A 23,230-nucleotide genomic window follows, 5' to 3' on the forward strand; every position below is an offset into this window, starting at 1 on the left:
TGAAGCTTACGTTGCTCATCAACTCAACGACCTCTGGCTCACGCTCGGTCAATGTGCCGGAAACAGCAGTTTTCACTTTGGCTGTCGGGTATGCAGACAGTGTTGGTGTCGCACAATCCGGTGTGCCGTTACACGCGTGCGCTTCTGGATCATGCGCACCTACGTCAACGCGGACCATTGGGTATTTACCAAGCACAGAGGTCGGCGCCCAGTAGTAACCAAACCATGGCTCTTGCTCGGAATATGCGGCAGCAATCGCAGTAGCAAGCGTTTCACCTGAACCGTGCTGGAAGCGCTCAATGCCGCTACCCTCAAGGTTAATCGCTTTAATATTGTTGTTGTTGATGATGTCGCACGCCCAACCCGATGGACAGTCATGGAAACGTGCACCTACCAACTCAGGGTTCGCCATAACGCCTTCAAGGGTGAGCAGCTCTGGGTGGGCATCCGCAAGGTACTGCGGGATCCACCAGCCTTCAACGCCGCCATCTGACAGAACATCAGCAACTTCGACCAACTTACCAGATGAGACAAGCTCTTCGTAAACAGGTGTAGAGTTGACCCACGTCTCGGTAACGATGTCCGGCTCGCCGGTTTCAGCAACAGATGTCAGCGCAGGCACCGTTGAGGACGGCACAACAGTCACGTTACAACCGTACCCCTGCTCCATCAGGAATTTTGATACAGATGTCACAACCGCCGATGATGCCCAATCCATCTCGGTAATGGATACATCACCGCAGTCTGCCATCGCTGTGGTCCCCATAAGGCCCATCGAAGTCGCGGCAACAACGCCAAGTAATGTCTTTTTCATTTCAGTCTCCCGTTTGAACTTCAGCACGTTCGTTTTAAGTGAAGTTTCCCTTCACGCGCGCCATTGCACTTAGCCTTTAACAACGAGACCTGAGCTACAAGGGGGATTCGGTCAAAAAACGTCAAAAATGTCGTTTTTGTGCACGTTTCGATCCAAAGCATGCTCACATACCTGATGGCCTACTCCGCCACGATCAAATCAGAGCGCCTTGGCTATACGAGCCGTGTACTCAGGCGCATCAAACTTGCCGCTAAATGGAACTGTGCGCCAAGATTATAAACCTTGTCGGGTTCCACTTCGTACATGATCTGTGACAAATACGAAGTGTCGGCCAAACCACCGTGTTAAAGCTTCAACTACGCATTTGGTACATGTGGTCAATGCAATGGGTATCGAACAAAAAACCCCGCACAAATGCAGGGTCTTTCGAGATATCGATTGTTTAGTTCGTCAGCTAAACCAAAGCCACTTATTCCATAACGGGAATGGAAAACTCGCCGCCCTCTTTGATGCCTGACGGCCAGCGTGAGGTGACTGTTTTGGTGCGGGTGTAGAATTTGAACGCGTCTGGTCCGTGCTGGTTCAAATCGCCAAAGACAGATTTCTTCCACCCGCCGAACGTGTGGTAGGCCAGCGGCACGGGAATTGGCACGTTGATCCCCACCATGCCCACGTTCACGCGGTTGGCAAAGTCACGCGCGGCGTCGCCGTCACGGGTGAAGATCGCTGTGCCGTTGCCGTATTCATGGTCCATCGCAAGGCCAAGAGCTTCCTCGTACGACTGCGCGCGCACTGTTGACAGTACTGGCCCGAAAATCTCGTGCTTATAAATATCCATGTCTTTTGTGACGTTATCAAACAGGTGCGGGCCCACGAAAAACCCGTCTTCGTATCCTTGCAAATTAAAGTTACGCCCATCCACAACCAGCGTTGCACCTTGATCGATGCCGGTTTGCACAAGACGCTCAATGTTGGCTTTCGCGGCGGCTGTCACGACGGGGCCGTAGTCCACATCAGTGCCCGCAGTGTATGGTCCGACTTTTAACGCCTCAATGCGTGGCACCAGCTTTTCGATCAACCGGTCAGCTGTCTCATCGCCTACGGGAACAGCTACAGAAATGGCCATGCAACGCTCGCCAGCAGCACCGTACCCCGCACCCACCAAAGCATCTGCGGCTTGGTCCATATCCGCGTCAGGCATGATGATCATGTGGTTTTTCGCGCCGCCAAAACACTGGACGCGTTTGCCGTTCGCACAACCCGTCGCATAGATATATTCAGCAATCGGAGTAGAGCCCACGAAGCCAACGGACTGAATGGTGTCATTGTGCAGGATGGCATCGACGGACACTTTATCGCCGTTCACAACCTGCAAAATACCTTTAGGCAAACCGGCTTCTTCCATCAATTCTGCAAGCATCAGGGGCACGGACGGGTCACGCTCTGACGGCTTGAGGATAAACGCGTTACCGCAGGCAATCGCGGGCGCAAACATCCACATCGGGATCATCGCAGGAAAGTTGAACGGCGTAATGCCCGCCGTCACCCCAAGCGCTTGACGCATGGAATACATATCAATGCCGGGGCCCGCGCTGTCAGTGTATTCGCCCTTCAAAAGATGCGGCGCACCGATGCAATATTCAACCACTTCAAGACCACGCTGCACGTCCCCTTTTGCGTCTGGAACAGTCTTGCCATGCTCACGGCTCAGGGCCTCTGCCAGTTTTTGCATATCGCGGTTCAGCAGATCGACAAATTTCATCAACACCCGTGCGCGGCGCTGCGGGTTCACCGCTGCCCACGCTGGCTGTGCCTGTGCTGCTACCTCAACGGCATGGGCCATTTCGGCCTCAGAGGCCAAAGGCACCTGCGCCTGAACTTCACCTGTAGCGGGGTTGAACACATCCGCAAAACGGCCCGAGGTTCCTTTGACGTGGGCACCATTGATGTAATGAGTTAGCTCTTGCATATGTCGGCTCCTGAAGGGGCGGTGTTTATCACCGCGCGTTAACGAAAAGCACCCGCAAGACGATGTATCACCGCCCTCCCTGCGCGTGCCTTAAGGGGTCACCGCAATGTATGGCGCGGCGCGCGGGCGCATTGCAAGCCCGATCACGCCGCTATGATGTGAAGCGCTTTAGTCGGCCCACTGCCAAGGACGTGTGAAGCTGCCCAATACGTCAGTGACTTGCGCGTCGCTTACGCCCTCAACAGGGGTCAGCATGGCCAGCAAACCCTGCTTCTTGTTGTCTTGAACTTCGGCCACGCGCACCGCCAAACCCGCATCAGAAAGCGCCTTGTCGTAAATACGTGTGATCGCAGATTTGCGCAGATCAGGTTTGAAGACTTTGCCAACCGCGGTCTTGGGAAGCTCGTCTAAAACCTCAATATACTTGGGGAAAGCCGCGCGTTCATGGATGTTGGCCTTGGCGTATTCCATCAACTCATCGACGCTGACAGACGCACCTTGGACAAGTTCCACATAGGCACATGGCAACTCGCCTGAGTGCGCAGCTGGTTGACCAATCGCACCCACCATCGCAACGGCGTCGTGACCCGCAAGCGCCTCTTCTATCTCAGCAGGATCAATGTTGTGACCACCGCGAATGATCAAATCCTTGGCCCGTCCGGTAATCCAAAGATAGCCGTCTTCATCAATTCGACCCAGATCGCCTGTGCGCAAATATGTGTCAAAATGATAGAGGTTCTGGTTCTTCTCGGCCTCTGTGTAGGTATTGCCCGCGTAGACACCGTGGTTATCGACACAAACCTCACCGATCTCATCAACGCCCATCTCTTTGGGACCATCTGCGGTGTCCATCAGGATTTTCACATCCGTGTAGGGCAACGGCAATCCGACTGAACCAACCTTCTTAAGACCACCAACCGGATTACAGCTGACCAGACACGTGGCCTCGGTCAGACCGTAACCTTCGACGATGTTCACTCCAGTCGCGCCTTCAAACTTTTTGAACAACTCCAAAGGCAGAGGGCTTGAGCCTGAAAACGCCGTTTTGATCGATGAAATATCAGCATCTACTGGACGCTGCATCAGCGCAGAAATTGCCGTCGGAACAGTAATGACAAACGTAATCTGCCAGCGCTCGATCAGCTTCCAGAAGTTATCAAACACCCCGTCACCGCGGTAACCTTGGGGCGTTGGAAACACCACGTGCGCGCCGGAACTGATCATCGCCATCATGATCACATGGACCGCAAAGACGTGGAACATCGGCAGCGGACAGATCACATTGTCTTCTTCTGTAAACAGCAGCGTGTCACCGATCCAGCCGTTGTAAATCATCCCCGAATAGCGATGCTGTGCCACTTTTGGCATGCCCGTGGTGCCGCCCGTGTGGAAGTAAGCCGCCACGCGGTCACCTTCGCTATCAGCAAAATCAAGCGTCGTGTTCTGTGCGCCGACCGCAGCGTCCCATTGGTGCACTTTGGCGTTGTGGGTGACAGGGTTTTTGGGACGGATCAGCGGGATGATCATTTTCTTGACGCCGGTCACATACCGCAGCAGATCAACCTCAATCACGTGCTCAACATTCGGCGCAAGTGCTACCGCTTCGGCAGTCTTTTGTGCCACGTCAGTCTTTGGGAAAGCCTTTAGCGTGACAACAACTTTGGCCTTTGTCTCACGCAGGATGGCTCCGATTTGCGTGGCGTCCAAAAGCGGGTTCACAGGGTTCACGATGCCCGCGATCATACCGCCAATGACTGTCGCCGCTGTCTCGTTACAGTTGGGCAGCACAAATGCCACAGCATCTTTTTCACCAACACCAAGACTGCGGAACAAATTGGCGGCCTGAACGCTGCGCGCAAAGAATTCATCCCAGGTCAGCGTCTCGGCTGCATCTTTCGGACCAGAGAAAATCTGATACGAAATCGCGGGGCGCGACCCGAAACGGTCCTTAACATCCTTCATAAACGCATACATCGTCGCGGGTCTGTCGCGGTCCGCATAGGGCATCGCGTTGTTGATCGCAGTGATGTCATCTTTCGATGCGAAAATGGACATAGTGGTCTCCTCCCAAAGACAACGCGCCGCACCAAAGCCCGCGCGTTTTAGTATCGTGTGGCCAAACGCAAATCACAGCAAGTGTGACGCCACGAAAAACCACAGCAATTGTCGAAAATTTAAGCCATTTCTGCAGTGAACTGCAATCGCGCAAGCCGCGCATAAAGACCGTCTTGTGCAACCAATTCATCATGGGTGCCGGTGGCTACGATCTTGCCTTGATCAAAAACCACGATCCGGTCCGCTTGTTTGATGGTCGCCAAACGGTGCGCCACAATCAAAGTCGTGCGGTTCGCCGACAGGGTTTGCACCGCCTGCTGCACCGCGCGCTCGGACGCCGCATCAAGCGCGGAAGTGGCCTCATCAAGCAACAAAACAGGGGCATCGCGCAAAATCGCACGGGCAATCGCAATGCGCTGTTTTTGCCCGCCAGACAGCATCACACCGCGCTCACCCACATAAGTGTCATATCCTTCGGGCAGCGCACTTAAGAATTCATCGGCAGCGGCTGCTTTGGCGGCTGCAATAACCTCGGCGTCCGTGGCAGCGGGCATGCCAAAGCGAATATTATCCGCCGCAGAGGCTGCGAAAATGACCGGCTCTTGGGGAACCAAGGCAATCGCACGACGAAATGCCGCACGCTCCATATCGCGCAGGTCCACACCGTTCAACATAATGCGCCCCGCTTGGGGGTCATAAAAACGCTGCAGCAGCTGAATAATCGTCGACTTACCCGCACCGGACGGGCCAACAAGTGCTACCGTTTCACCAGGCTTCACGCTGAATGAAATACCGTCAAGCGCCGCTGCATTGGGCCGCGCGGGATAACGGAAAGTAACATCCTCAAAGCTAACTGTGCCGTGCTTTGCATCGGGCAAAGCAACAGGCGACGCGGGGTCCAGCACGGTATCTTCGGCGTGCAACAACTCAACCAGTCTCTCGGTCGCGCCCGCCGCGCGTTGCAACTCGGACCAGATCTCGGACAAGGCCGCCACGGCGCCCGCAACCATCACCGCGTAGATCACGAACTGCACCAATTCACCTGCGGTCATCGCACCGGCGCTTACGTCATTCGCCCCGATCCACAGCACGCCAACAATGCCAGTAAAGACGAGGAAAATCACAATCACGGTCATCAACGCGCGGGTCAGCACCCGCTTTTTCGCAGCGACAAAACTCTTTTCCGTCACATCCGCAAATTGCGCCCGTGTGTGCCCTTCGGACGTAAAGGCTTGAACTGTTTGAACTGCCAAAAGTGTCTCGGACGCAGTGCCTGAGGACGCCGCAATCCAGTCTTGGTTCTCGCGACTAAGCATCCGCAACCGGCGGCCCAACACAATGATCGGCACAATTACTGCGGGCACGATCAACAGCACCAACGACGTAAGCTTGGCCGAGGTCAACAGCATCAACACCATACCGCCCAGCAAAATCAACGCGTTACGTGCCGCGATCGATATGGACGAGCCGATGACCGACTGGATCAAAGTCGTGTCGGTCGTGATCCGGCTGAGCACTTCACCGGTCATGATCTTTTCGAAAAATGCAGGCGACAGACCGATAACGCGGTCAAATACGGCCATGCGGATATCTGTCACGACCCGCTCGCCGAGGCGGGTGACAAGATAAAACCGTAACCCCGTGCCCAACGCCAAAAGGCCCGCCACGACCAGTGCCGCCAAGAAATATTGATCAAGGATTTCCGCGTCACCGGTGTTGAAGTTATCCACCACGCGGCGCACCGCCAGCGGCAACACCAAACTGATCACCGCCGTCGAGATCAGCGCAAAAACCGCCGCCACCAAAAGCGCCGTGTAAGGTTTGATGAAGGGTACCAAACCGCGCAGGGCCCCAAAGTCCTTTGACTTGGCACGTTCTTCGTCAGTTGTGTTGGGCGGGGGAGTTTTGGAACGCGCCATGGGGCCTCAATTGTCAGTGCGGGATCGCTATAGCCCTCCCCCCGCACAGGAGCAAGCCAAGCAACAGCCATGACCTGCGACACGCAGTCCGAAAATCTGGAGAGGTAAAGATGGAGCGGGTGACGGGAATCGAACCCGTATCATCAGCTTGGAAGGCTGAGGTCTTACCATTACACAACACCCGCGCTGCTGTCCGAATAAGTTAGTGCGCGACCATCGTCAAGCGGTTGTGAGTGATCTGCTCCTACAGATCCGATACCCCGCTAATCACCACATCTGTACGCGTCCAACAGATCAATTCTGCAAATATTTCACAATTCTTCCGCTGGATTCATCGTATTTTCACTTAGTCGCAATTAGATACCAAAAGTGAACTGACTTCCTACATAGTTCATTAACTAATTAGTGCTGGTCACGTTCATAAGGGGGGCATGCGAACGCCGTGTGTCCCCCACCTGATTACCCCAATAAATCGCCACCAAATTCAAATGAAAACGGCGCGCAGGAACCCCCACGCGCCGTGATTAAACATAAATGCTACAGGCTTATTTTACCGCGATGCGACCATCTGTATATGGCGCATAAGGCCCTGATTTCGCGAGGTATTCCGCAACAACATCGGCAAGATCCGGCCCAAAGTCGTAGGCGTTTTTGTCGTCGCCTGCGAACATTTTGTAGCCGTCACCACCGTTACGGACATAGTTATTCGTTACAACCGAGTATGTTGCTGCTGGATCAATCGCTTCAAAGCCTGTTGCGGTCTGCACCATCACGTCCTGGATACGGCCCTCATTTGGTGCCACTGTGGGATCAAATGTAAACTTCAAACCCGCAACCTGTGGAAAGCGGCCTTTTACTTCTTCAATCTGGCTCACACCGTTTTCAAGTGCCGCAATGACACCCGCGCCATCAATCTGGAACGTCGACAACGTGTTTTGGAACGGCAGCACAGTGAAGACCTCGCCCATTGTCACTTCGCCTGCGTCGATGCTGGCCCGCAAACCGCCAGAGTTCGCAATCGCGATTGTCACACCTTGGTCTGCAACGCGCTCAAGCATGGCGTCCGCCACCAAGTTGCCCATGGCACATTCCATCACGCGGCACACCGCACGGTCGCCTTCAATCGGTGCTGCGGCACTGGCCACAACTTTCTGACGGATTTCATCAAGCGGTGCGGCCAACTCGGCAATGCGTGCCACAGTGCCCGCGTCTTCACCCACCTCAGACGATGTGATGATCGGCTCGCCCACGGCTTGGGTAATCACGCCCGCATCATCGAAAGTCACGTTCAATTCGCCTAAAAACTTGCCGTAGGCATAGGCTTGCACGATTGCCGTGTCGCCAACCATCACGGGATAAACGTCGACCGCGCGCTCTTGGGTATTTGACAGCAACGTGTTTGAGTGACCGCCCACGATCACGTCAACGCCCGTCACATTTGCAGCAACGCGCTTGTCTACATCAAAGCCAGAGTGTGACAGCACAACAATCTTGTTGATGCCCTGCGCGCTTAGACGGTCCACTTCGCCCTGCACGGCAGCAACGGGGTCACTAAAGCTGATGTTCGGGCCTGGTGAGGCCAGCTCATCTGTGTCTTCTGGCGTCAGACCGATCATACCAATCTTCTCACCACCGCGCTCAATCACTGTGGATTTCAGCAATTTATCGGCCAAAGCAGGCTCTGCGGAAAAGTCCGCGTTTGACATCAAGACCGGGAAATCCACCGCATCCATGAACCCGCGCAGCACTTCTGGGCCGTCGTCAAACTCGTGGTTGCCCACAGTCATCCCGTCATAGCCCATTTTGTTCATCATCTCGGCGGCAACTTTGCCTTTATAATACGTATAAAAGAGCGAGCCCTGAAACTGATCACCGCCATCCACAAGAATAGAGTTGTTGCTGCGTGCACGTGCGTCTTCAACGGCTGTCACCAAACGAGCAGAGCCACCAAAGCACTTGCCTTCGGTGTTATCTTCCGCCGAGCACGGACCATCATATTTGCTGATCGGCTCAAAGCGCGCGTGAAAGTCGTTTGTGTGCAAAATGGTCAGTGAATAGTCAGCGGCAGCAGCCCCCGCACTAACTGCCAACGCAGCAACAGAAGTAAGCAGACGATTAATCATGTGGAATCCCCTTTGTCAGATAGCGCAAGCGTGGCGCACCCGTTGAATTGTGTTCAGTAGGCATCGCCCACCATGGGCACTTCATGGCCCAATAACGTAACAGATGCTTGACGGCTGCACATTTCGGCGGCACTTGAAGCCCCATGTTGATCTATAAAATCCTGCGGTCAGATGAATGGGCCGCCCTCCAAGACGCGGGCCAGACCCAAGGCGCGCCCATTGATGTCGCCGATGGCTATGTCCACTTCTCAACCGCAGCACAGGCAGGCGAGACCGCGTCCAAATGGTTTGCAGGTGTCGAAGACCTGTGGCTGCTGGCCTATGACGCTGACAACTTGGGCGACGCGCTGAAGTGGGAGCCCTCACGCGGCGGTGATCTTTTCCCCCACCTTTACCGCGACCTTCGTCTGGACGAGGCAAAATGGGTCGTGCCCCTGCCATGGGACGGCGCGCAACATCGTTTTCCGGCGGATATGACATGAGCATCATCGAAACCACCATAGAAAACATCGGCATGCGCGTTCTGCGCAGCTTTGATCCTGAAACCGCCCATGGATTGTCGCTCAAAGCACTCAACGCAGGCCTCGCCCCAACGCCCGGCCCAATCACGAACGCACGGCTGGCAACTCAAATTGCGGGCATAAACATTGCCAACCCCATCGGCCTTGCCGCAGGTTTTGACAAAAACGCGCAAGCGATTGGCAAGCTTCAGCAGGCAGGTTTCGGTTTTTTGGAAGTGGGTGCCGCGACGCCCCGCCCCCAGCCGGGCAACCCCAAMCCCCGCCTGTTCCGGCTGACCGAAGATGCTGCGGTGATCAACCGTTTTGGCTTTAACAATGACGGCATGGACGCCATCGCAACCCGACTGGCCGCGCGCAAAACCACAACGGATGGCGCAATCCCTGTGGGCCTAAACCTTGGCGCTAACAAAGACAGCACGGACCGCGCAGCAGATTTCGCTACCGTGATGGAGCGGGTCCGCGACGTGGTTGATTTTGCCACCGTGAACGTCTCAAGCCCCAACACCGAGAAGCTACGTGACCTGCAAGGCAAAGCGGCCCTGGCCGAATTGCTGGCGGGCGTAATGGCGGTGCGTGGCACAACGCCCGTGTTCCTCAAAATTGCGCCGGACCTCAGCGATGCAGACATTGCGGATGTGGCGGACGTGGCAAATGACGCGGGCCTTGATGCAATCATCGCCACCAACACCACCCTGCGCCGTGATGGGCTTAATTCGGCACACGCAAATGAAGCGGGCGGGCTGTCGGGCCAACCCCTCTTCGAGATGTCGACGCGTGTTTTGGCGCGGCTCTCTGGTCTGACGGATATCCCGCTTATTGGTGTGGGCGGCGTGGCGACAGCGGCACAGGCCTATGCCAAAATCAAAGCGGGCGCCTCTGCGGTGCAGCTCTATTCAGGTTTGGTTTATGGCGGCCTTTCGTTGGTACGTGACCTTGCAAACGGGGTGGATACGCTTTTGCGCCAGGACGGGTTCGACAACGTCAAAGACGCTGTTGGCACAGACCGCGACCGCTGGCTTTGATCAGCGCGCCGCGGCCCGCTCAAGGGCCGGATACCTAAGACCCAACGTAATGCCGCGCGCCACAAAACTCAGCAGCAAACATAGCCACAAGCCGTGATTGCCAAGGGTCGGCAACAACACCACCGCACCGGCAAAATAAATCAGCGCCGAGACCAGCATCATGTCGCGCATATCGCGGCTGCGGGTGGCCCCGATGAAAATGCCGTCCAACATCCATGACGCGGTACCAAGCAGGGGGGCGGCGACCATATAGGGCAAATATTCCCGCGCCGCTGCGCGCACATCGGGCGCCGTGGTCATCACATCAATCACAGCCCCACCAGCCAGCGCAAAAGCCAGCGCCAACACCGCGCAAATGCCCAACCCCCATCCGCTTGTCAAAATGGCCCCGCGCCGCAACCGCGCCGGATCGCGCGCGCCCATCGCACGGCCCACGATCGCCTCGGCGGCAAAGGCAAATCCGTCCATCGCGTAGGCCGTCACATATAAGAACTGCAACAGGATTTGGTTCGCCGCCAAATCCACATCGCCCATTCCCGATCCGAAAAACAGAAAAGACACAAAAATTGCCTGCAACAATACTGACCGGATCATAATATCTGTGTTGACGGACATCATATTAACCAAGCGCGCTTTATCAAAAACCCTCGCCACGCTGCGCCAATAGGGCCCCAAAAACACCCCGCGGCACAGCCACAACCCAAAGGCCAGCCCAGACCACTCGGCAAACACCGTGGCCCACGCCACGCCGCTTACACCCCAGCCAAGTTTCAGCCCCAACAGCACGCTTAACCCCATGTTAGCAAGGTTCACCAAAAGCTGAATGGCAAACACGCCCATGGTGTTTTCGCGCCCCACCAACCAACCGGTAATGCCGTAAAGCGCGATGGCCGCAGGCGCGGACCAGACACGGATGCTCATGTATTCGCGGGCCAAGCCCTCAACCTGCGGACTGGCAGGCGAAATCATGAACGCCCCAGCAAAAAGGGCCACTTGGGCGGCAATAATCACCATGCCGGCCCCAATCCCAATCAGCATCGCCCGCGAGAGCAGCGCCGCCATCTCGCCTTCGTCGCGTGCACCGGCGGCCTGCGCCGTCAGACCCGCTGTGCCCATGCGCAAGAACCCGAAAACCCAGTAAATCGCACTCAGAATAATCGCGCCGATCCCCACCGCCCCGATGGGCACAGGATCACCAATTTGCCCCACAACGCCCGTATCAACAGCGCCCAAAATCGGCACCGTGGCGTTGGACAACACAATCGGCAGCGCGATGTGCAGCACACGTTTATGGGTCAAAGGACCAGCGGCTGCATCCTTGGTTGGCTGCGTTTTGGGATCAGGCGCTTGGGTACTCACCCGCGATCACGCGCGGCTGCATCCGCACCATCATTTTGCTCTGGCATCACGAAATGCCCCGTCCCTTGGGCGAAAAGCTTGCTGCGGTTGTCTTGCCACGCCTCAACATGCACAGAGGCAAACCGCCGCCCCGACCGGTTGATCCGCGCCCGTGCATAGGCATCGCGGGGCAAGCCCGAACGCAGGTAATCCACAGTAAAATCAATCGTCTTGGGCAAGCGCGGCAGGCTCTCGGGTGTCATCGTCTCAACGTCCAGCGCACCGCTTTCCACGTCGCTCCAGACCCGTGCCCAGCCCAGCTCAATGATCGCCGCTGTTTCCAGAAAAGCCGCCGTTGCCCCGCCGTGTATCGCAGGCAAAAGCGGATTACCGATCAACTTGGGATCATAACGCAGCGTCGCCGTCAGCTCATCACCGCGCCGGTCAAATTCAATGCCCAAAAACTGCACATAGGGAATGCCCGACACCAACGCCTGAAGCGCGCGGTCACGACGCTGTTTGACCACCTGAACCGGTTCGGGCGCGGGGCGGGTGTTTTTGTCAGACGCGCTCATTTCGCAAACTCCACCGTAAAGGCACCAGTTGCCGTGGCTACGGGCCGCCCCGTGTCTTCGTCCATCGCCGTGGCCCGCACGAACGCGACGGACCGCGTGACGTGATAGCATTCCGCCCGCGCTGTAATGGTCTGACCTGGCGTGGCCGCGCGCATATAATCGATACGCAAATCAATGGTCGCCGTCCCAATGGGCCCCGCGTCATGGCACAGCACCGCAGCCCCACCGCACGTATCCATCAACGCCGACACGGCGCCCCCATGGATCACCCCTGTCGCAGGGTCCCCCACCAGTTTTTTGTCATATGGCATGGTGATTTCGGCAACCCCTCCGGACACGCTTTGCACCTGCATACCCAAGGCAGTCGAATGTGGAATCGCCGCGATAAATTGTGCAGCAATCCGCGCTTGGCGGTCAGCATTTTCAGAGGTGGTCATCTTAGCGGTTCTCCGTCAGTGCGCATCACAAAGCGCGGTGCAGCGGGCACAAAATTATGCAGACCCACGCATACGCAACATTCACCTGCCAAACACCTTGTGCAAGTCTATTTCGTGATGCGCCACCGGCGAAGCGGTTGCAAGACGCCCCCGACTTGCCGTAAAGTCAGTATAGATTTTCAGGAGTATTTGCCCCGTGAACATGACCGAAGACCTCAGCTTCAAAGAGATGTGTACCCGGTTTGACGTCACGCCGCGCACCCTGCGCTATTACGAATACATTGAACTTCTGACCCCCCGCAAAGAAGGCCGCGCGCGTTTTTACAGTACCCGTGAATGTGCCCGCATGACGCTTATTTTGCGAGGTCGCCGCTTTGGTTTCCCGCTTGAAGATATCCGTCAGTGGCTGTTGATCTATGATCATGAGGGTACAGAGACTCAGATGCGCGCATGGGTTGAATTGGCTGATGTGCAACTGGCCGAACTGGAAGAACAGCAGCGTCAATTGGTTGAAACCACCGAAGAATTGCGCCGCCTGCGCGATCTGACAGCAGATGAACTGTCGTCCTGAGCGCACCTGCTTGGCCACGAAAAAATCCCAATAAACATAGCAATTTTTTGCTGATTTCAGGGGGCTTTAGGCCACGGAAATTGGTTAATAATTCACGTTTGATTCACGAGTTGTTTACCTTACGAAAAGTGACGCGGCGTTACATTTACGTTAACGTCAACTGTTTGCTAGCACTTGGGCATGACACATGTAGACACCCCCCAAATCACGTCGGCGCACAGCTCTGCGGGCGCCACCACGCCGGATGATCTTTTCGTCACGGACCGCATGATGAGCATCCGTGAAATGTGCGAGGCATTCGACGTCACCGCCCGCACGTTGCGCTTTTATGAGGCCAAGGAACTGCTGTTCCCGATCCGCGAAGGCCAGCGCCGCCTTTTCACCAAACGTGACCGCGCGCGGCTCAAGCTAATTTTGCGCGGCAAACGCTTTGGGTTCAGTCTTGAGGACATCCGCCAGTTGCTTGATCTGTATGACATGGGCGACCAGCAGCAGACCCAGCTAAAGCGCACCTATCAGATTGCCCAAGACCGCCTGAACGCAATGATTGCCCAGCGCGATGAACTGACCGAGGCGATCGAAGACCTCAAAGAACAACTTGCGTGGGGGGCCGAAATTATCGCCCGCAACGCAAACGACACACCTAACTAAAAAGTACCGATCAGGGAGAGATCCGTTATGCCACATTACACCGCCCCCACCAAAGACATGGCGTTTGTGCTTCACGAGACACTGCGCATTTCCGAGCTTAGCACACGCGGCTACGCTGACCTTGATGCAGATTTCACCAGCGCCGTTCTGGAAGAAGCAGGCAAACTGGCGATGGACGTCACAGCACCACTGAACCCCGTTGGCGATGAGCAAGGCTGCACCCTTGAAAACGGCGTTGTGCGCACCCCTGACGGGTTCAAAGAAGCGTTCGAAACCGTGGCCGAGGGTGGATGGATGGGCCTTGATATGCCCGAGGAATACGGCGGCCAAGGCATGCCTTACATTGTGCAAACCGCCGTGGGTGAGATGTTCAGCTCTGCAAACATGGCCTTCAACATGTACCAAGGCTTGGCCCACGGGGCGATGTCGGCGATCGTGGCGCACGGCACGGATGCGCAAAAACAAACCTATCTGCCCAACATGATCGCGGGCAAATGGGGCGGTACCATGAACCTGACCGAACCCCACTGCGGCACGGACCTTGGCCTGATGCGCACCAAAGCCGCCCCCCAAGAGGACGGAAGCTACAAAATTAGCGGTCAAAAGATTTGGATCTCAGCCGGTGAGCACGACATGGTCGACAACATCGTGCATCTGGTTTTGGCCAAAATTCCGGGCGAGCCGGATGATATCAAAGGCGTGTCTTTGTTCATCGTGCCAAAGTTTTTGGTCAATGAAGATGGCAGCTTGGGCGCGCGCAATGATCTGTCTTGCGGCGGGTTGGAAAAGAAAATGGGCATCCACGGCAATGCCACCTGCGTGATGAACTATGACGGGGCGACGGGCTACCTGATTGGCGAGAAAAATAAAGGTATGCGCGCAATGTTCACCATGATGAACGAAGCGCGCATCGGCGTTGGCCTGCAAGGCTATGCGCAGGGTGTTGTGGCCTATCAAAACGCTGCTGCTTTTGCCCAGGACCGTCTTCAGGGCCGCGATGTCACAGGTGCCAAAGCGCCTGAAAAGCCCGCAGACCCGATCATTGTGCACCCTGATGTGCGCCGCAACTTGATGGAGCAAAAGGCCTTTGTTGAGGGCGCGCGCGCGTTCACGTTCTGGGGCGCTACGATGATTGACCAAGCCGTGCGCGAGGATGATGCCGAGGCCGAGGCGATGATCTCGCTGTTGACCCCCATCATCAAAGGGTTCCTGACGGACAAAGGATTTGAAACCGCCGTTAACGCGCAACAGACCCTTGGCGGCAGCGGTTTCACCCGCGAGTGGGGCCTTGAGCAGTTTGTACGCGATGCGCGCATCACCATGATCTATGAGGGCACCAACGGCGTGCAGTCCCTTGATCTGGTGGGGCGCAAACTTGGACTGAATGGTGGTAAAACCGTTATGGCGTTCTTCGAGTTGGTGAAGTCTTTCATCAAAGACAACACCGAACACGAGGCGCTGAACACCCACTTCCTGACACCCCTGAAAGCCGCATCAAAAGACCTGCAGGCGGCGGGGATGTATTTCATGCAAAACGGGATGAAGAACCCCAATAACGCACTGTCAGGAAGCTATGACTTCATGCACTTGTTCGGTCAGGTCTGCATGGGGCTGGTCTGGGCCAAAATGGGCAAAGCGGCCTATGCGGCTCTGGATGCCGGCGCCTCAGACACAGGATTTTACGAGGCCAAAATCGCCACTGGTAAATATTACATGGCGCGATGCTTGCCGATCACAGCAACCCATTTGGCACGTATCGAAAGCGGTGCGGACACTGTCATGGCCCTTGAAGCCGAACAGTTCTGAACCACCCCTTGCCGGAGCAGCAGATGTCAGGATTTGAGTATTTCAACCAAAGCGAAGTGGAAGCCCCAATGCGCGCTGCAGCACACGTTGGGGACTTCGCTTTGGACGGTCATCGGCTCTCCAGCCTGTACCGCGCCGCAAGCATTAGCACCTCTTGGTTAAACCCAAATAACAGCCAAGCAGATTATGCTTCGCTTTGGGCCAAATACTCATATCCCGCCGGCATCCCCTGCCCCACCTTCACGTTTGACGCGACGCAATTTGCCCGCTGACCCCGCTCAACAAGGAGACTACCCTCATGTCTGAAGCCTATATTTATGACGCTGTTCGCACGCCGCGCGGAAAGGGCCGCAAAGACGGCTCGCTGCACGAAGTCACATCCGTGCGCCTGTCTGCCCAAATCCTCAATGCGCTGAAGTCACGCAACGATCTAAACGGTCACGCCGTTGAAGACGTGATCTGGGGCAATGTGACCCAAGTCATGGAACAGGGTGGCTGTCTTGCGCGTACGGCCGTGCTGGCTTCGGACCTTGATCAGTCAATCCCCGGTCTTGCGATCAACCGGTTTTGCGCCTCTGGCATGGAAGCGGTGAACCTTGCTGCCAACCAGATCAAAGGCGGAGCTGGTGACGCGTATATCGCAGGCGGCGTTGAGATGATGGGCCGTGTTGCCATGGGCAGTGACGGGGCGGCCATCGCCGTTGATCCATCTGTTGCGATGGACACGTATTTTGTCCCCCAAGGCATCTCTGCCGATATTATCGCCACTGAGTACGGCTTCAGCCGCACCGATGCGGATGAGCTGGCCGTGAAATCACAACAACGCGCCAAAGCCGCGTGGGATGACAACCGTTTCGCCAATTCCATGATCACTGTGCGCGATCAAAACGGTCTCGATATTCTGGCCCACGATGAATACATGCGCCCTCAAACGGATATGCAGTCACTGGGCGGTTTGAACCCCGCGTTTCAGGCCATGGGCGAGGTCATGCCCGGCTTTGATAAAGTTGCGCTGCTGAAGTATCCGCACCTCGAAAAGATCAACCACATCCACCATGCGGGTAACTCGTCAGGCATCGTTGATGGAGCAGCGGGCGTTCTGATCGGCTCAAAGGCATTTGGCGAAAAGCACGGGCTGAAGCCGCGCGCCCGCATCCGCCAGACGGCCAAAATTGGCACCGACCCCACCATCATGCTGACCGGCCCTGTGCCCGTTACTGAAAAGATCCTCGCGGATGCGGGCATGTCGATCAAAGACATCGATCTGTTTGAGGTAAACGAAGCATTCGCCTCGGTTGTGCTGCGCTTTATGCAGGCCTTTGATGTGGACGATAGCGTGGTCAACGTGAACGGCGGGTCTATCGCCATGGGGCACCCCCTTGGGGCGACCGGCGCAATCATCATCGGCACTTTGCTTGATGAGATGGAGCGTGCAGACAAAGAAGTTGGCTTGGCCACTTTGTGCATCGCCTCTGGCATGGGTGCCGCAACAATCATCGAACGCGTGTAAGGAGCCATTGATATGTCTGACTTTTCTATGAACATCGACGCAGACGGCGTGGCCACAATCGTGTGGGACACCGTTGGCAAATCCATGAACGTGATGAACCAACAGGGTTTTGACGACCTTGACGCGCTCATTGACCAAGTGCTGGCCGATGATGCCATCAAAGGCGCTGTGCTGACCTCTGGCAAACCCGGCTCGTTTGCGGGCGGTATGGATTTGAACATCATTTCCAAGATGAAAGAGATGGCCGGTGACGCACCTGCGCGCGGCCTGATGGACGGCCTGATGGCTACCCATGCTATTTTGCGCAAGATTGAGCGCGCAGGCATGGACCCCAAAACCAACAAAGGCGGCAAGCCAATCGCGGCGGCCCTGCCTGGCACGGCCCTTGGCATCGGGTTTGAACTGCCCCTTGCGTGCCACCGCATTTTTGCAGCCCCCAACCCCAAAGCCAAAATTGGCCTACCTGAAATCATGGTTGGCATCTTCCCCGGCATGGGCGGCACCACGCGGCTTGTGCGCAAGATGGGCGCCATGGGGGCCTCACCATTTCTGCTGGAAGGCAAGCTCAGCGACCCTGCGCGCGCCAAAGCGGCCGGCCTCATCGACGAGATCGCGGATGATCCCGTTGCAGCCGCCAAAGAATGGGTCCTCTCCGAGCCAAAGATCGTCAAACCATGGGATGAAAAGGGTTACAAAATGCCCGGGGGCGCGCCCTACCACCCTGCGGGTTTCATGACTTATGTGGGTGCTTCGGCGATGGTCAACGGCAAAACCCAAGGCGCATTTCCTGCGGCCAAGGCGCTTTTGTCGGCAGTCTATGAAGGCGCGTTGGTGCCGTTTGATACAGCCATCAAAATTGAGGCGCGCTGGTTCACCAATGTGCTGATGAACCCATCGTCTTCTGCCATGATCCGTTCGCTTTTCATCAACAAAGAAGCGCTTGAAAAAGGTGCTGTGCGTCCGGCGGAAGTCAGTGACCAATCCGTGCGCAAAGTCGGCGTTTTGGGGGCTGGCATGATGGGTGCGGGCATCGCACTTGTCTCCGCCCTTGCGGGCATCGAGGTGGTTTTGTTGGACCAAAGCCAAGAGGCCGCGGACAAAGGCAAAGACTATACCGCCACCTATATGGACAAAGGCATCGCGCGCAAAAAAGCCACGCCCGAAAAGAAAGAGGCCGTGCTGGCGCAGATCACCGCAACCACAGATTACAACGCCCTTGCGGGCTGTGATCTGATCGTTGAGGCGGTCTTTGAGGACGTGGCGATCAAAGCAGAAGTCACCAAGAAAGTCGAAGCCATCGTGGACGCAGAGTGCATCTTTGCCACCAACACCTCGACCTTGCCGATTTCTGAGTTGGCCAAAGCCAGTGCACGCCCAGAGCAATTCATCGGTATCCACTTTTTCTCACCTGTCGACAAAATGTTGTTGGTGGAAATCATCAAAGGCGCGCAAACCGGTGATCGCGCCACGGCCAAGGCTCTCGACTTTGTGCGCCAGATCAAAAAGACCCCGATCGTGGTTAATGATGCGCGCTTTTTCTACGCCAACCGCTGTATCATTCCCTACATCAACGAAGGCATCCGCATGGTCGCCGAAGGTGTGCAGCCCGCCCTGATCGAAAATGCGGCCAAACAACTGGGCATGCCCCTTGGGCCGCTGCAATTGGTCGATGAAACATCTGTCGATCTGGGTGTAAAAATCGCCAAAGCCACCAAAGCGGCGATGGGCGATGCTTACCCCGACGGCGCCGTGGACGACGTGCTGTTCTGGATGGCCGATGAGGGCCGCTTGGGCCGCAAAGCCAACGCGGGCTTTTACGCCTATGACGACAAAGGCAAGCGCGGGTTGCTGTGGGACGGTCTTGCCGCCAAATACCCCACAAGCGACGCGCAACCTGACATCATCGAGGTTCAGCACCGTCTAATGTTTGCCCAAACCCTTGAGGCCGTGCGCGCCCTTGAGGACGGTGTTCTGATGGACATCCGCGAAGGTGACGTGGGCGCGATCCTTGGTTGGGGCTTTGCGCCGTGGTCTGGCGGGCCGCTGTCGTGGCTTGATATCATCGGCGCGCCCTACGCGGCAGAACGCTGTGATGCGCTTAGCGAAAAGTTCGGGGCACGCTTTGCGACCCCTGCACTTTTGCGTGAGATGGCCGACAAGGGACAAAGCTTTTACGGCCGCTTTTCCCCTGCTGCCCCTGCCGCCTAGTAGGCTGTTGGCACTGTAACTTATCAGCGGGGGCGTGAACCGCACGGTGGTCTAAGACACCGTTAACGCCCCCGCACTAAACTGCGCTCAGGACGTCCTGAATTGTTGCGGTTTGACACACCGCATATCGACCTTGATACCGCGCGGGCCTTACACCCCCAACCGGATCATTCCAACGGCAGCGCTGCCTCTTTTACGGCCTCGTTTTACCGCAAAAACCCTACAAACATGCCCGAGGCCCCCTCTGGCGACATACGGACCGAGGTGCCCTGCACTGCTGTCCCCCTCGCGGTCTTTCATGGGGCCAGCGGGGTTATTTGTGCATCAAAAAACGTAGCCAAACCGCGCAATGTCTTGGGCACAGACATCGGCAATCACATCGCGGGTCGTGTTGCTGAAATAGCCGCGGTAATCTGCATCGCGCTGTGATGCGTTGGCGCGCCCGACCTCAAGCTTGAACCCTAGATGCGCCTCAAACGGGGCAAGATCATCGGTCAGATGCTCAAGGCGGATGAACGCATCGCACTGCTCCACACCGGTTTCATCGGTGACGTAATGAGCATAGGGATGCGCGCGCAGACTGTCTTGCAACCACGGCGTCAAAACAAACGTCTCAAAGGTTTCATCTTTGGCAAGGGCCACGGCGCGGTGGGTGAATTGTTGGGCGCGCAGCCAGTGATAATAACTCACCACGCGGTCCCACGGATTGCGCACCAAGCTTACCGCAAATGGCGCGCCGTCAACCAACCCGGCCAAATCCGCGCGGGTCGCGTGTTTCCAAAGCCGCCCCGCCGTCTGAAGGCTCTTTTGCCGCTTTGCCCGCGCTTTACCTTTTGGGGTATCACCCACAATAATATCATCCGCCATCGCCCGCGCCTCAAGCGCCAGCATCAGCGCCGTGCCCCCCGTTTTGGGCGCATGGGTCAGCAGGTAGTTGCGGCCCTTGCTGTAGATCATGGGGCAAGCTGCTCGGGTAACTCAGACTGCTTAGGTCGTGCATTCCGCGCATGCCGCTCAAGCCGCTCGGCGCGTTGCACCCGCCACGCCACAACCACACCAGAGCCGATGATGACCACCATCCCCAGCACCCCAATCGGGCTGACGACCGTGCCAAACAGGATATAAGCCGTGACCGAGGCAAAGATCAGCAGCGTGTATTCAAAAACCGAAACGATCGGCGCGTCCCCTGTCAGATAGGCCTTCATCAGGCACGCGATCGCCCCAACCGACACCACCGCCTGCACCAGAATGATCCACCATGACAGCGCCGTGGGCCAGACCCACGCACGGCCCAAGAACCCCTCGCCCGGGTTGGCCTGAAGGTACAACGACACCAATGCAGCGATCAACAAAACCCACGCCATGTAACTCCACGTCAGCACCCACGGGGTTTCGCCTTCGCACCATTTGCGCGTGGCCACGTTGCCCGTGGCGTAAAACACACCCGCCAAAATGGGCACCAGATTAGGCCAGCCAAGCCCGCCCACATCGGGCTTCAGCACCATCAGCGCCCCGCACAGCCCCACAAAGGCCGTCACCAGCCGCACAGGACCGATGGGCGTGCGTGACCAAATAGCCTCGATGAACACCACCAAAACGGGCGCTGTGAACAGCCCCGCCGCCGCAGCCGAAATCGGGAAAAAGCCAAGGCAGCCGAAATACAAAATCATCGCAATCGCCAAAAACAATGAACGCCCCAGCACGGCCCAAAGCCGCTTTGGACGTAAATTCAGCCCAAAAACCAACCCCAAAAGCGCCACTGTGGCCACTGCAACAATGCTGCGCAGGGTGTGGAATTGCCAAAGACTGATGTCGTCCACAATATAGGGCACAAGGTTATCGACGATGCCCAAAATGACCATCGCCGTCATCATCCAGCCAATCGCGGCGGTGTTATTGGAAGGTGTGCTGCTCATTTGCGCATCATTGACCGCTTGCCTCTTGCCGCGCAAGCGCCATAGTCGACAATATGACGGGGGCGCCGACGACAAGGCGCGCGTTGGAAGGTGAACTGCTTGGGAGGGCGCAATGGGCTGGATGAAAGATGAGACGGGTTTAGACAAAACACCCGCCAATTACGTGCCCCTAACGCCGCTGTCCCATTTGCGCCGTGCGGCTGATGTGTTCGCCCAAACTACCGCGGTGATTTATGGTGACCATAAAGTCACCTATGCGCAGTACCACGCCCGCTGCTCGCAATTGGCCAGCGCGCTAAAAAGCATCGGTGTGCAAAGTGGCGAGGTGGTGGCAACGCTGCTGCCCAACACCCCCGCCCAATGCGAAGCGGCGTTCGGCGTGCCCGCGTGCGGCGCGGTTTTGAACACCATCAACACCCGCCTTGATCCAGATACCGTGGCCTACATCTTTGATCACGGCGAGGCCAAGGCCGCATTGGTCGACACCCAGTTCATGCCACTGGCGTTGCAAGCGATTGAACGAATGGACGGCCCCGCGCCCATCTTGATCGAAGTGCCTGACGCCGTTGCGGGCATCACAGCCACCGGCGCGCATCAAACATACGAAGATTTTCTGGCTACCGGCGATGCAGCATTCACGTGGATGATGCCCGAAGATGAATGGGAAAGCCTTGCGCTGAATTACACCTCGGGCACCACAGGGCGGCCCAAGGGCGTGGTCTATCATCACCGCGGCGCGTATCTGATGACCATGGGCACACCGGCTGCGTGGCAAATGCCGCTGCGCCCGCAGTACTTGACGATTGTGCCAATGTTTCACTGTAACGGATGGAACCACGCGTGGATGATGCCGATGCTGGGCGGTACGATCCACTGCTGCCGCGATGTGACACCCCACGCCATTTATGACGCCGTTGCCGCCGGTGTGACCCATTTTGGCGGCGCACCGATTGTGTTGAACATGATCGTCAACGCACCCGATGAGGCGCGGCGCAGTTTTGATCACACGGTCAAAGTTTTCACCGCAGGCGCGCCGCCCGCCCCCGCCACGTTGGCGGCCATCACCAAACTGGGCTTTGATGTGCAACAAGTTTACGGGCTGACCGAAACATATGGCCACGTCACCGAATGCCTTTGGGACCCCGCATGGGACGCGCTGCCCCAAGACGAGGCGGCCAGCATCGCTGCGCGCCAAGGGGTTGCTTTTCCCATGATGGAGCCCGTCGCCGTGTGGGACGAAAGCGGCAAAGACATTCCGCGCGACGGCACCACAACCGGCGAGATCATGTTGCGCGGCAACTGCGTGATGAAGGGCTATCTGAAAAATCCGGACGCCACCGCCGAGGCCTTTGCGGGCGGGTATTTCCACAGCGGCGACATTGCCCTGCACCACCCCGACGGGTTCATTCAGATCGCTGACCGCGCCAAGGACATCATCATTTCGGGCGGCGAAAACATCAGCTCTGTTGAGGTCGAAAGCGCGTTGATGAACCACGAGGCCGTGAACCTATGCGCCGTGGTCGCCAAGCCTGATGACAAATGGGGCGAGGTCCCCTGTGCCTTTGTTGAATTGAAAGACGGCGCAACCCCGACCGAGGCCGAGATCATCGCCTTTTGCCGCGCGCGCCTTGCGGGGTTCAAAACGCCCAAGCGTGTGATTTTCCAAGAGCTGCCAAAAACCTCGACGGGCAAAATCCAGAAGTTTGAATTGCGCACAGTGGCGAAATCCCTCTGAGTGCAATTGCGGCGGTGCGGCGTCTGACCTATATGTTGTTCAGAGCAAGTTGACGGAGAT

19 protein-coding genes and 1 tRNA gene are annotated in these 23,230 nt (G+C 56.8%); 9 read left to right on the forward strand and 11 right to left on the reverse strand.

What is annotated here, in order from left to right; genetic code table 11:
• The 6 genes from NIG5292_RS09400 to NIG5292_RS09425 all read right to left on the reverse strand — a co-directional run.
• Positions 1–814, reverse strand: an 814-nt coding sequence (locus NIG5292_RS09400; RefSeq protein WP_053084884.1) for a glycine betaine ABC transporter substrate-binding protein, incomplete at its 3' end; no start/stop codon positions are given.
• Between the two features lie 469 nt (positions 815–1,283).
• The gene (locus NIG5292_RS09405) at positions 1,284–2,783 is read right to left on the reverse strand and encodes a CoA-acylating methylmalonate-semialdehyde dehydrogenase (protein ID WP_048599286.1); all 1,500 of its coding nucleotides are present in this window, start codon (positions 2,781–2,783) and stop codon (positions 1,284–1,286) included.
• A gap of 168 nt (positions 2,784–2,951) precedes the next feature.
• Positions 2,952–4,838 (reverse strand): acyl-CoA synthetase, encoded by a 1,887-nt coding sequence (locus NIG5292_RS09410; protein WP_048599287.1) that lies wholly within the window; start codon positions 4,836–4,838, stop codon positions 2,952–2,954.
• A gap of 119 nt (positions 4,839–4,957) precedes the next feature.
• Positions 4,958–6,757 carry an ABC transporter transmembrane domain-containing protein gene (locus NIG5292_RS09415; RefSeq protein WP_048599288.1) on the reverse strand — a complete coding sequence of 600 codons (1,800 nt, stop codon included), beginning with the start codon at positions 6,755–6,757 and terminating at the stop codon, positions 4,958–4,960.
• Between the two features lie 111 nt (positions 6,758–6,868).
• Positions 6,869–6,942, reverse strand: a tRNA-Gly gene (locus NIG5292_RS09420).
• 360 nt (positions 6,943–7,302) lie between these two features.
• A complete protein-coding gene (locus NIG5292_RS09425; RefSeq protein WP_048599289.1) occupies positions 7,303–8,880 on the reverse strand; it encodes a bifunctional metallophosphatase/5'-nucleotidase in 1,578 nt (525 codons plus the stop codon).
• A 143-nt stretch (positions 8,881–9,023) separates the two neighbouring features.
• Here NIG5292_RS09425 and NIG5292_RS09430 point away from each other — a divergent pair, with 143 nt between their 5' ends.
• Positions 9,024–9,362, forward strand: coding sequence for a DUF952 domain-containing protein (locus NIG5292_RS09430; RefSeq protein ID WP_048599290.1), 339 nt, complete (start codon positions 9,024–9,026; stop codon positions 9,360–9,362).
• On the forward strand, positions 9,359–10,423 hold the full coding sequence (locus NIG5292_RS09435; protein WP_048599291.1) for a quinone-dependent dihydroorotate dehydrogenase: 1,065 nt from the start codon (positions 9,359–9,361) through the stop codon (positions 10,421–10,423). Before NIG5292_RS09430 ends, NIG5292_RS09435 begins: the two co-directional genes overlap by 4 nt.
• Here the strand turns inward: NIG5292_RS09435 and NIG5292_RS09440 are convergent, their stop codons facing one another.
• From NIG5292_RS09440 to NIG5292_RS09450, 3 genes are read right to left on the reverse strand one after another with little or no spacing between them, the layout of a single operon-like run.
• Positions 10,424–11,782 carry an MATE family efflux transporter gene (locus NIG5292_RS09440; RefSeq protein ID WP_048599292.1) on the reverse strand — a complete coding sequence of 453 codons (1,359 nt, stop codon included), beginning with the start codon at positions 11,780–11,782 and terminating at the stop codon, positions 10,424–10,426.
• Entirely contained in the window at positions 11,779–12,336 is a 558-nt protein-coding gene (locus tag NIG5292_RS09445) for a PaaI family thioesterase (RefSeq protein WP_048599293.1), read from the reverse strand. Before NIG5292_RS09445 ends, NIG5292_RS09440 begins: the two co-directional genes overlap by 4 nt.
• Entirely contained in the window at positions 12,333–12,773 is a 441-nt protein-coding gene (locus NIG5292_RS09450) for a PaaI family thioesterase (protein ID WP_048599294.1), read from the reverse strand. The genes NIG5292_RS09445 and NIG5292_RS09450 overlap by 4 nt, the downstream gene beginning before the upstream one ends.
• A gap of 202 nt (positions 12,774–12,975) precedes the next feature.
• Here NIG5292_RS09450 and NIG5292_RS09455 point away from each other — a divergent pair, with 202 nt between their 5' ends.
• The 6 genes from NIG5292_RS09455 (at position 12,976) to NIG5292_RS09480 (ending at position 19,519) form a co-directional block, all read left to right on the forward strand.
• On the forward strand, positions 12,976–13,344 hold the full coding sequence (locus NIG5292_RS09455; protein WP_048599295.1) for a MerR family transcriptional regulator: 369 nt from the start codon (positions 12,976–12,978) through the stop codon (positions 13,342–13,344).
• Between the two features lie 267 nt (positions 13,345–13,611).
• The gene (locus NIG5292_RS09460; protein WP_048599365.1) at positions 13,612–13,995 is read left to right on the forward strand and encodes a MerR family transcriptional regulator; all 384 of its coding nucleotides are present in this window, start codon (positions 13,612–13,614) and stop codon (positions 13,993–13,995) included.
• A gap of 27 nt (positions 13,996–14,022) precedes the next feature.
• Complete coding sequence (locus NIG5292_RS09465; protein WP_048599296.1) at positions 14,023–15,801, forward strand: acyl-CoA dehydrogenase C-terminal domain-containing protein; 1,779 nt, start codon at positions 14,023–14,025, stop codon at positions 15,799–15,801.
• 23 nt (positions 15,802–15,824) lie between these two features.
• Positions 15,825–16,073, forward strand: coding sequence for a hypothetical protein (locus NIG5292_RS09470; protein ID WP_048599297.1), 249 nt, complete (start codon positions 15,825–15,827; stop codon positions 16,071–16,073).
• Between the two features lie 26 nt (positions 16,074–16,099).
• Positions 16,100–17,311: an acetyl-CoA C-acetyltransferase gene (locus tag NIG5292_RS09475; protein WP_048599298.1), complete on the forward strand. Its 1,212-nt coding sequence runs from the start codon at positions 16,100–16,102 to the stop codon at positions 17,309–17,311.
• A gap of 12 nt (positions 17,312–17,323) precedes the next feature.
• Positions 17,324–19,519, forward strand: coding sequence for a 3-hydroxyacyl-CoA dehydrogenase NAD-binding domain-containing protein (locus tag NIG5292_RS09480; protein WP_048599299.1), 2,196 nt, complete (start codon positions 17,324–17,326; stop codon positions 19,517–19,519).
• 324 nt (positions 19,520–19,843) lie between these two features.
• On the opposite strand, the gene NIG5292_RS09485 is transcribed toward NIG5292_RS09480, so the two are convergent.
• Together NIG5292_RS09485 and NIG5292_RS09490 are read right to left on the reverse strand one after the other, a co-directional pair.
• Positions 19,844–20,476, reverse strand: coding sequence for a sulfotransferase family protein (locus tag NIG5292_RS09485; protein WP_048599300.1), 633 nt, complete (start codon positions 20,474–20,476; stop codon positions 19,844–19,846).
• On the reverse strand, positions 20,473–21,435 hold the full coding sequence (locus NIG5292_RS09490) for a DMT family transporter (RefSeq protein ID WP_048599301.1): 963 nt from the start codon (positions 21,433–21,435) through the stop codon (positions 20,473–20,475). The genes NIG5292_RS09485 and NIG5292_RS09490 overlap by 4 nt, the downstream gene beginning before the upstream one ends.
• A 112-nt stretch (positions 21,436–21,547) precedes the next feature.
• On the opposite strand from NIG5292_RS09490, the gene NIG5292_RS09495 reads away from it, so the two are divergent.
• Positions 21,548–23,170, forward strand: coding sequence for an AMP-binding protein (locus NIG5292_RS09495; protein ID WP_048599302.1), 1,623 nt, complete (start codon positions 21,548–21,550; stop codon positions 23,168–23,170).
• The last annotated feature ends 60 nt before the right edge of the window (positions 23,171–23,230 follow it).

It is taken from the genome of Nereida ignava (assembly GCF_001049735.1).
Classification (GTDB): Bacteria; Pseudomonadota; Alphaproteobacteria; order Rhodobacterales; family Rhodobacteraceae; genus Nereida; species Nereida ignava.

Coding starts and splice junctions, on each gene's coding strand:
- NIG5292_RS09405 (WP_048599286.1), bottom strand. CDS start 2,783: ATGCAAGAGCTAACTCATTACATCAATGGTGCCCACGTCAAAGGAACC.
- NIG5292_RS09410 (WP_048599287.1), bottom strand. CDS start 4,838: ATGTCCATTTTCGCATCGAAAGATGACATCACTGCGATCAACAACGCG.
- NIG5292_RS09415 (WP_048599288.1), bottom strand. CDS start 6,757: ATGGCGCGTTCCAAAACTCCCCCGCCCAACACAACTGACGAAGAACGT.
- NIG5292_RS09425 (WP_048599289.1), bottom strand. CDS start 8,880: ATGATTAATCGTCTGCTTACTTCTGTTGCTGCGTTGGCAGTTAGTGCG.
- NIG5292_RS09430 (WP_048599290.1), top strand. CDS start 9,024: ATGTTGATCTATAAAATCCTGCGGTCAGATGAATGGGCCGCCCTCCAA.
- NIG5292_RS09445 (WP_048599293.1), bottom strand. CDS start 12,336: ATGAGCGCGTCTGACAAAAACACCCGCCCCGCGCCCGAACCGGTTCAG.
- NIG5292_RS09450 (WP_048599294.1), bottom strand. CDS start 12,773: ATGACCACCTCTGAAAATGCTGACCGCCAAGCGCGGATTGCTGCACAA.
- NIG5292_RS09455 (WP_048599295.1), top strand. CDS start 12,976: ATGACCGAAGACCTCAGCTTCAAAGAGATGTGTACCCGGTTTGACGTC.
- NIG5292_RS09460 (WP_048599365.1), top strand. CDS start 13,612: ATGATGAGCATCCGTGAAATGTGCGAGGCATTCGACGTCACCGCCCGC.
- NIG5292_RS09465 (WP_048599296.1), top strand. CDS start 14,023: ATGCCACATTACACCGCCCCCACCAAAGACATGGCGTTTGTGCTTCAC.
- NIG5292_RS09470 (WP_048599297.1), top strand. CDS start 15,825: ATGTCAGGATTTGAGTATTTCAACCAAAGCGAAGTGGAAGCCCCAATG.
- NIG5292_RS09475 (WP_048599298.1), top strand. CDS start 16,100: ATGTCTGAAGCCTATATTTATGACGCTGTTCGCACGCCGCGCGGAAAG.
- NIG5292_RS09480 (WP_048599299.1), top strand. CDS start 17,324: ATGTCTGACTTTTCTATGAACATCGACGCAGACGGCGTGGCCACAATC.
- NIG5292_RS09485 (WP_048599300.1), bottom strand. CDS start 20,476: ATGATCTACAGCAAGGGCCGCAACTACCTGCTGACCCATGCGCCCAAA.
- NIG5292_RS09490 (WP_048599301.1), bottom strand. CDS start 21,435: ATGAGCAGCACACCTTCCAATAACACCGCCGCGATTGGCTGGATGATG.
- NIG5292_RS09495 (WP_048599302.1), top strand. CDS start 21,548: ATGGGCTGGATGAAAGATGAGACGGGTTTAGACAAAACACCCGCCAAT.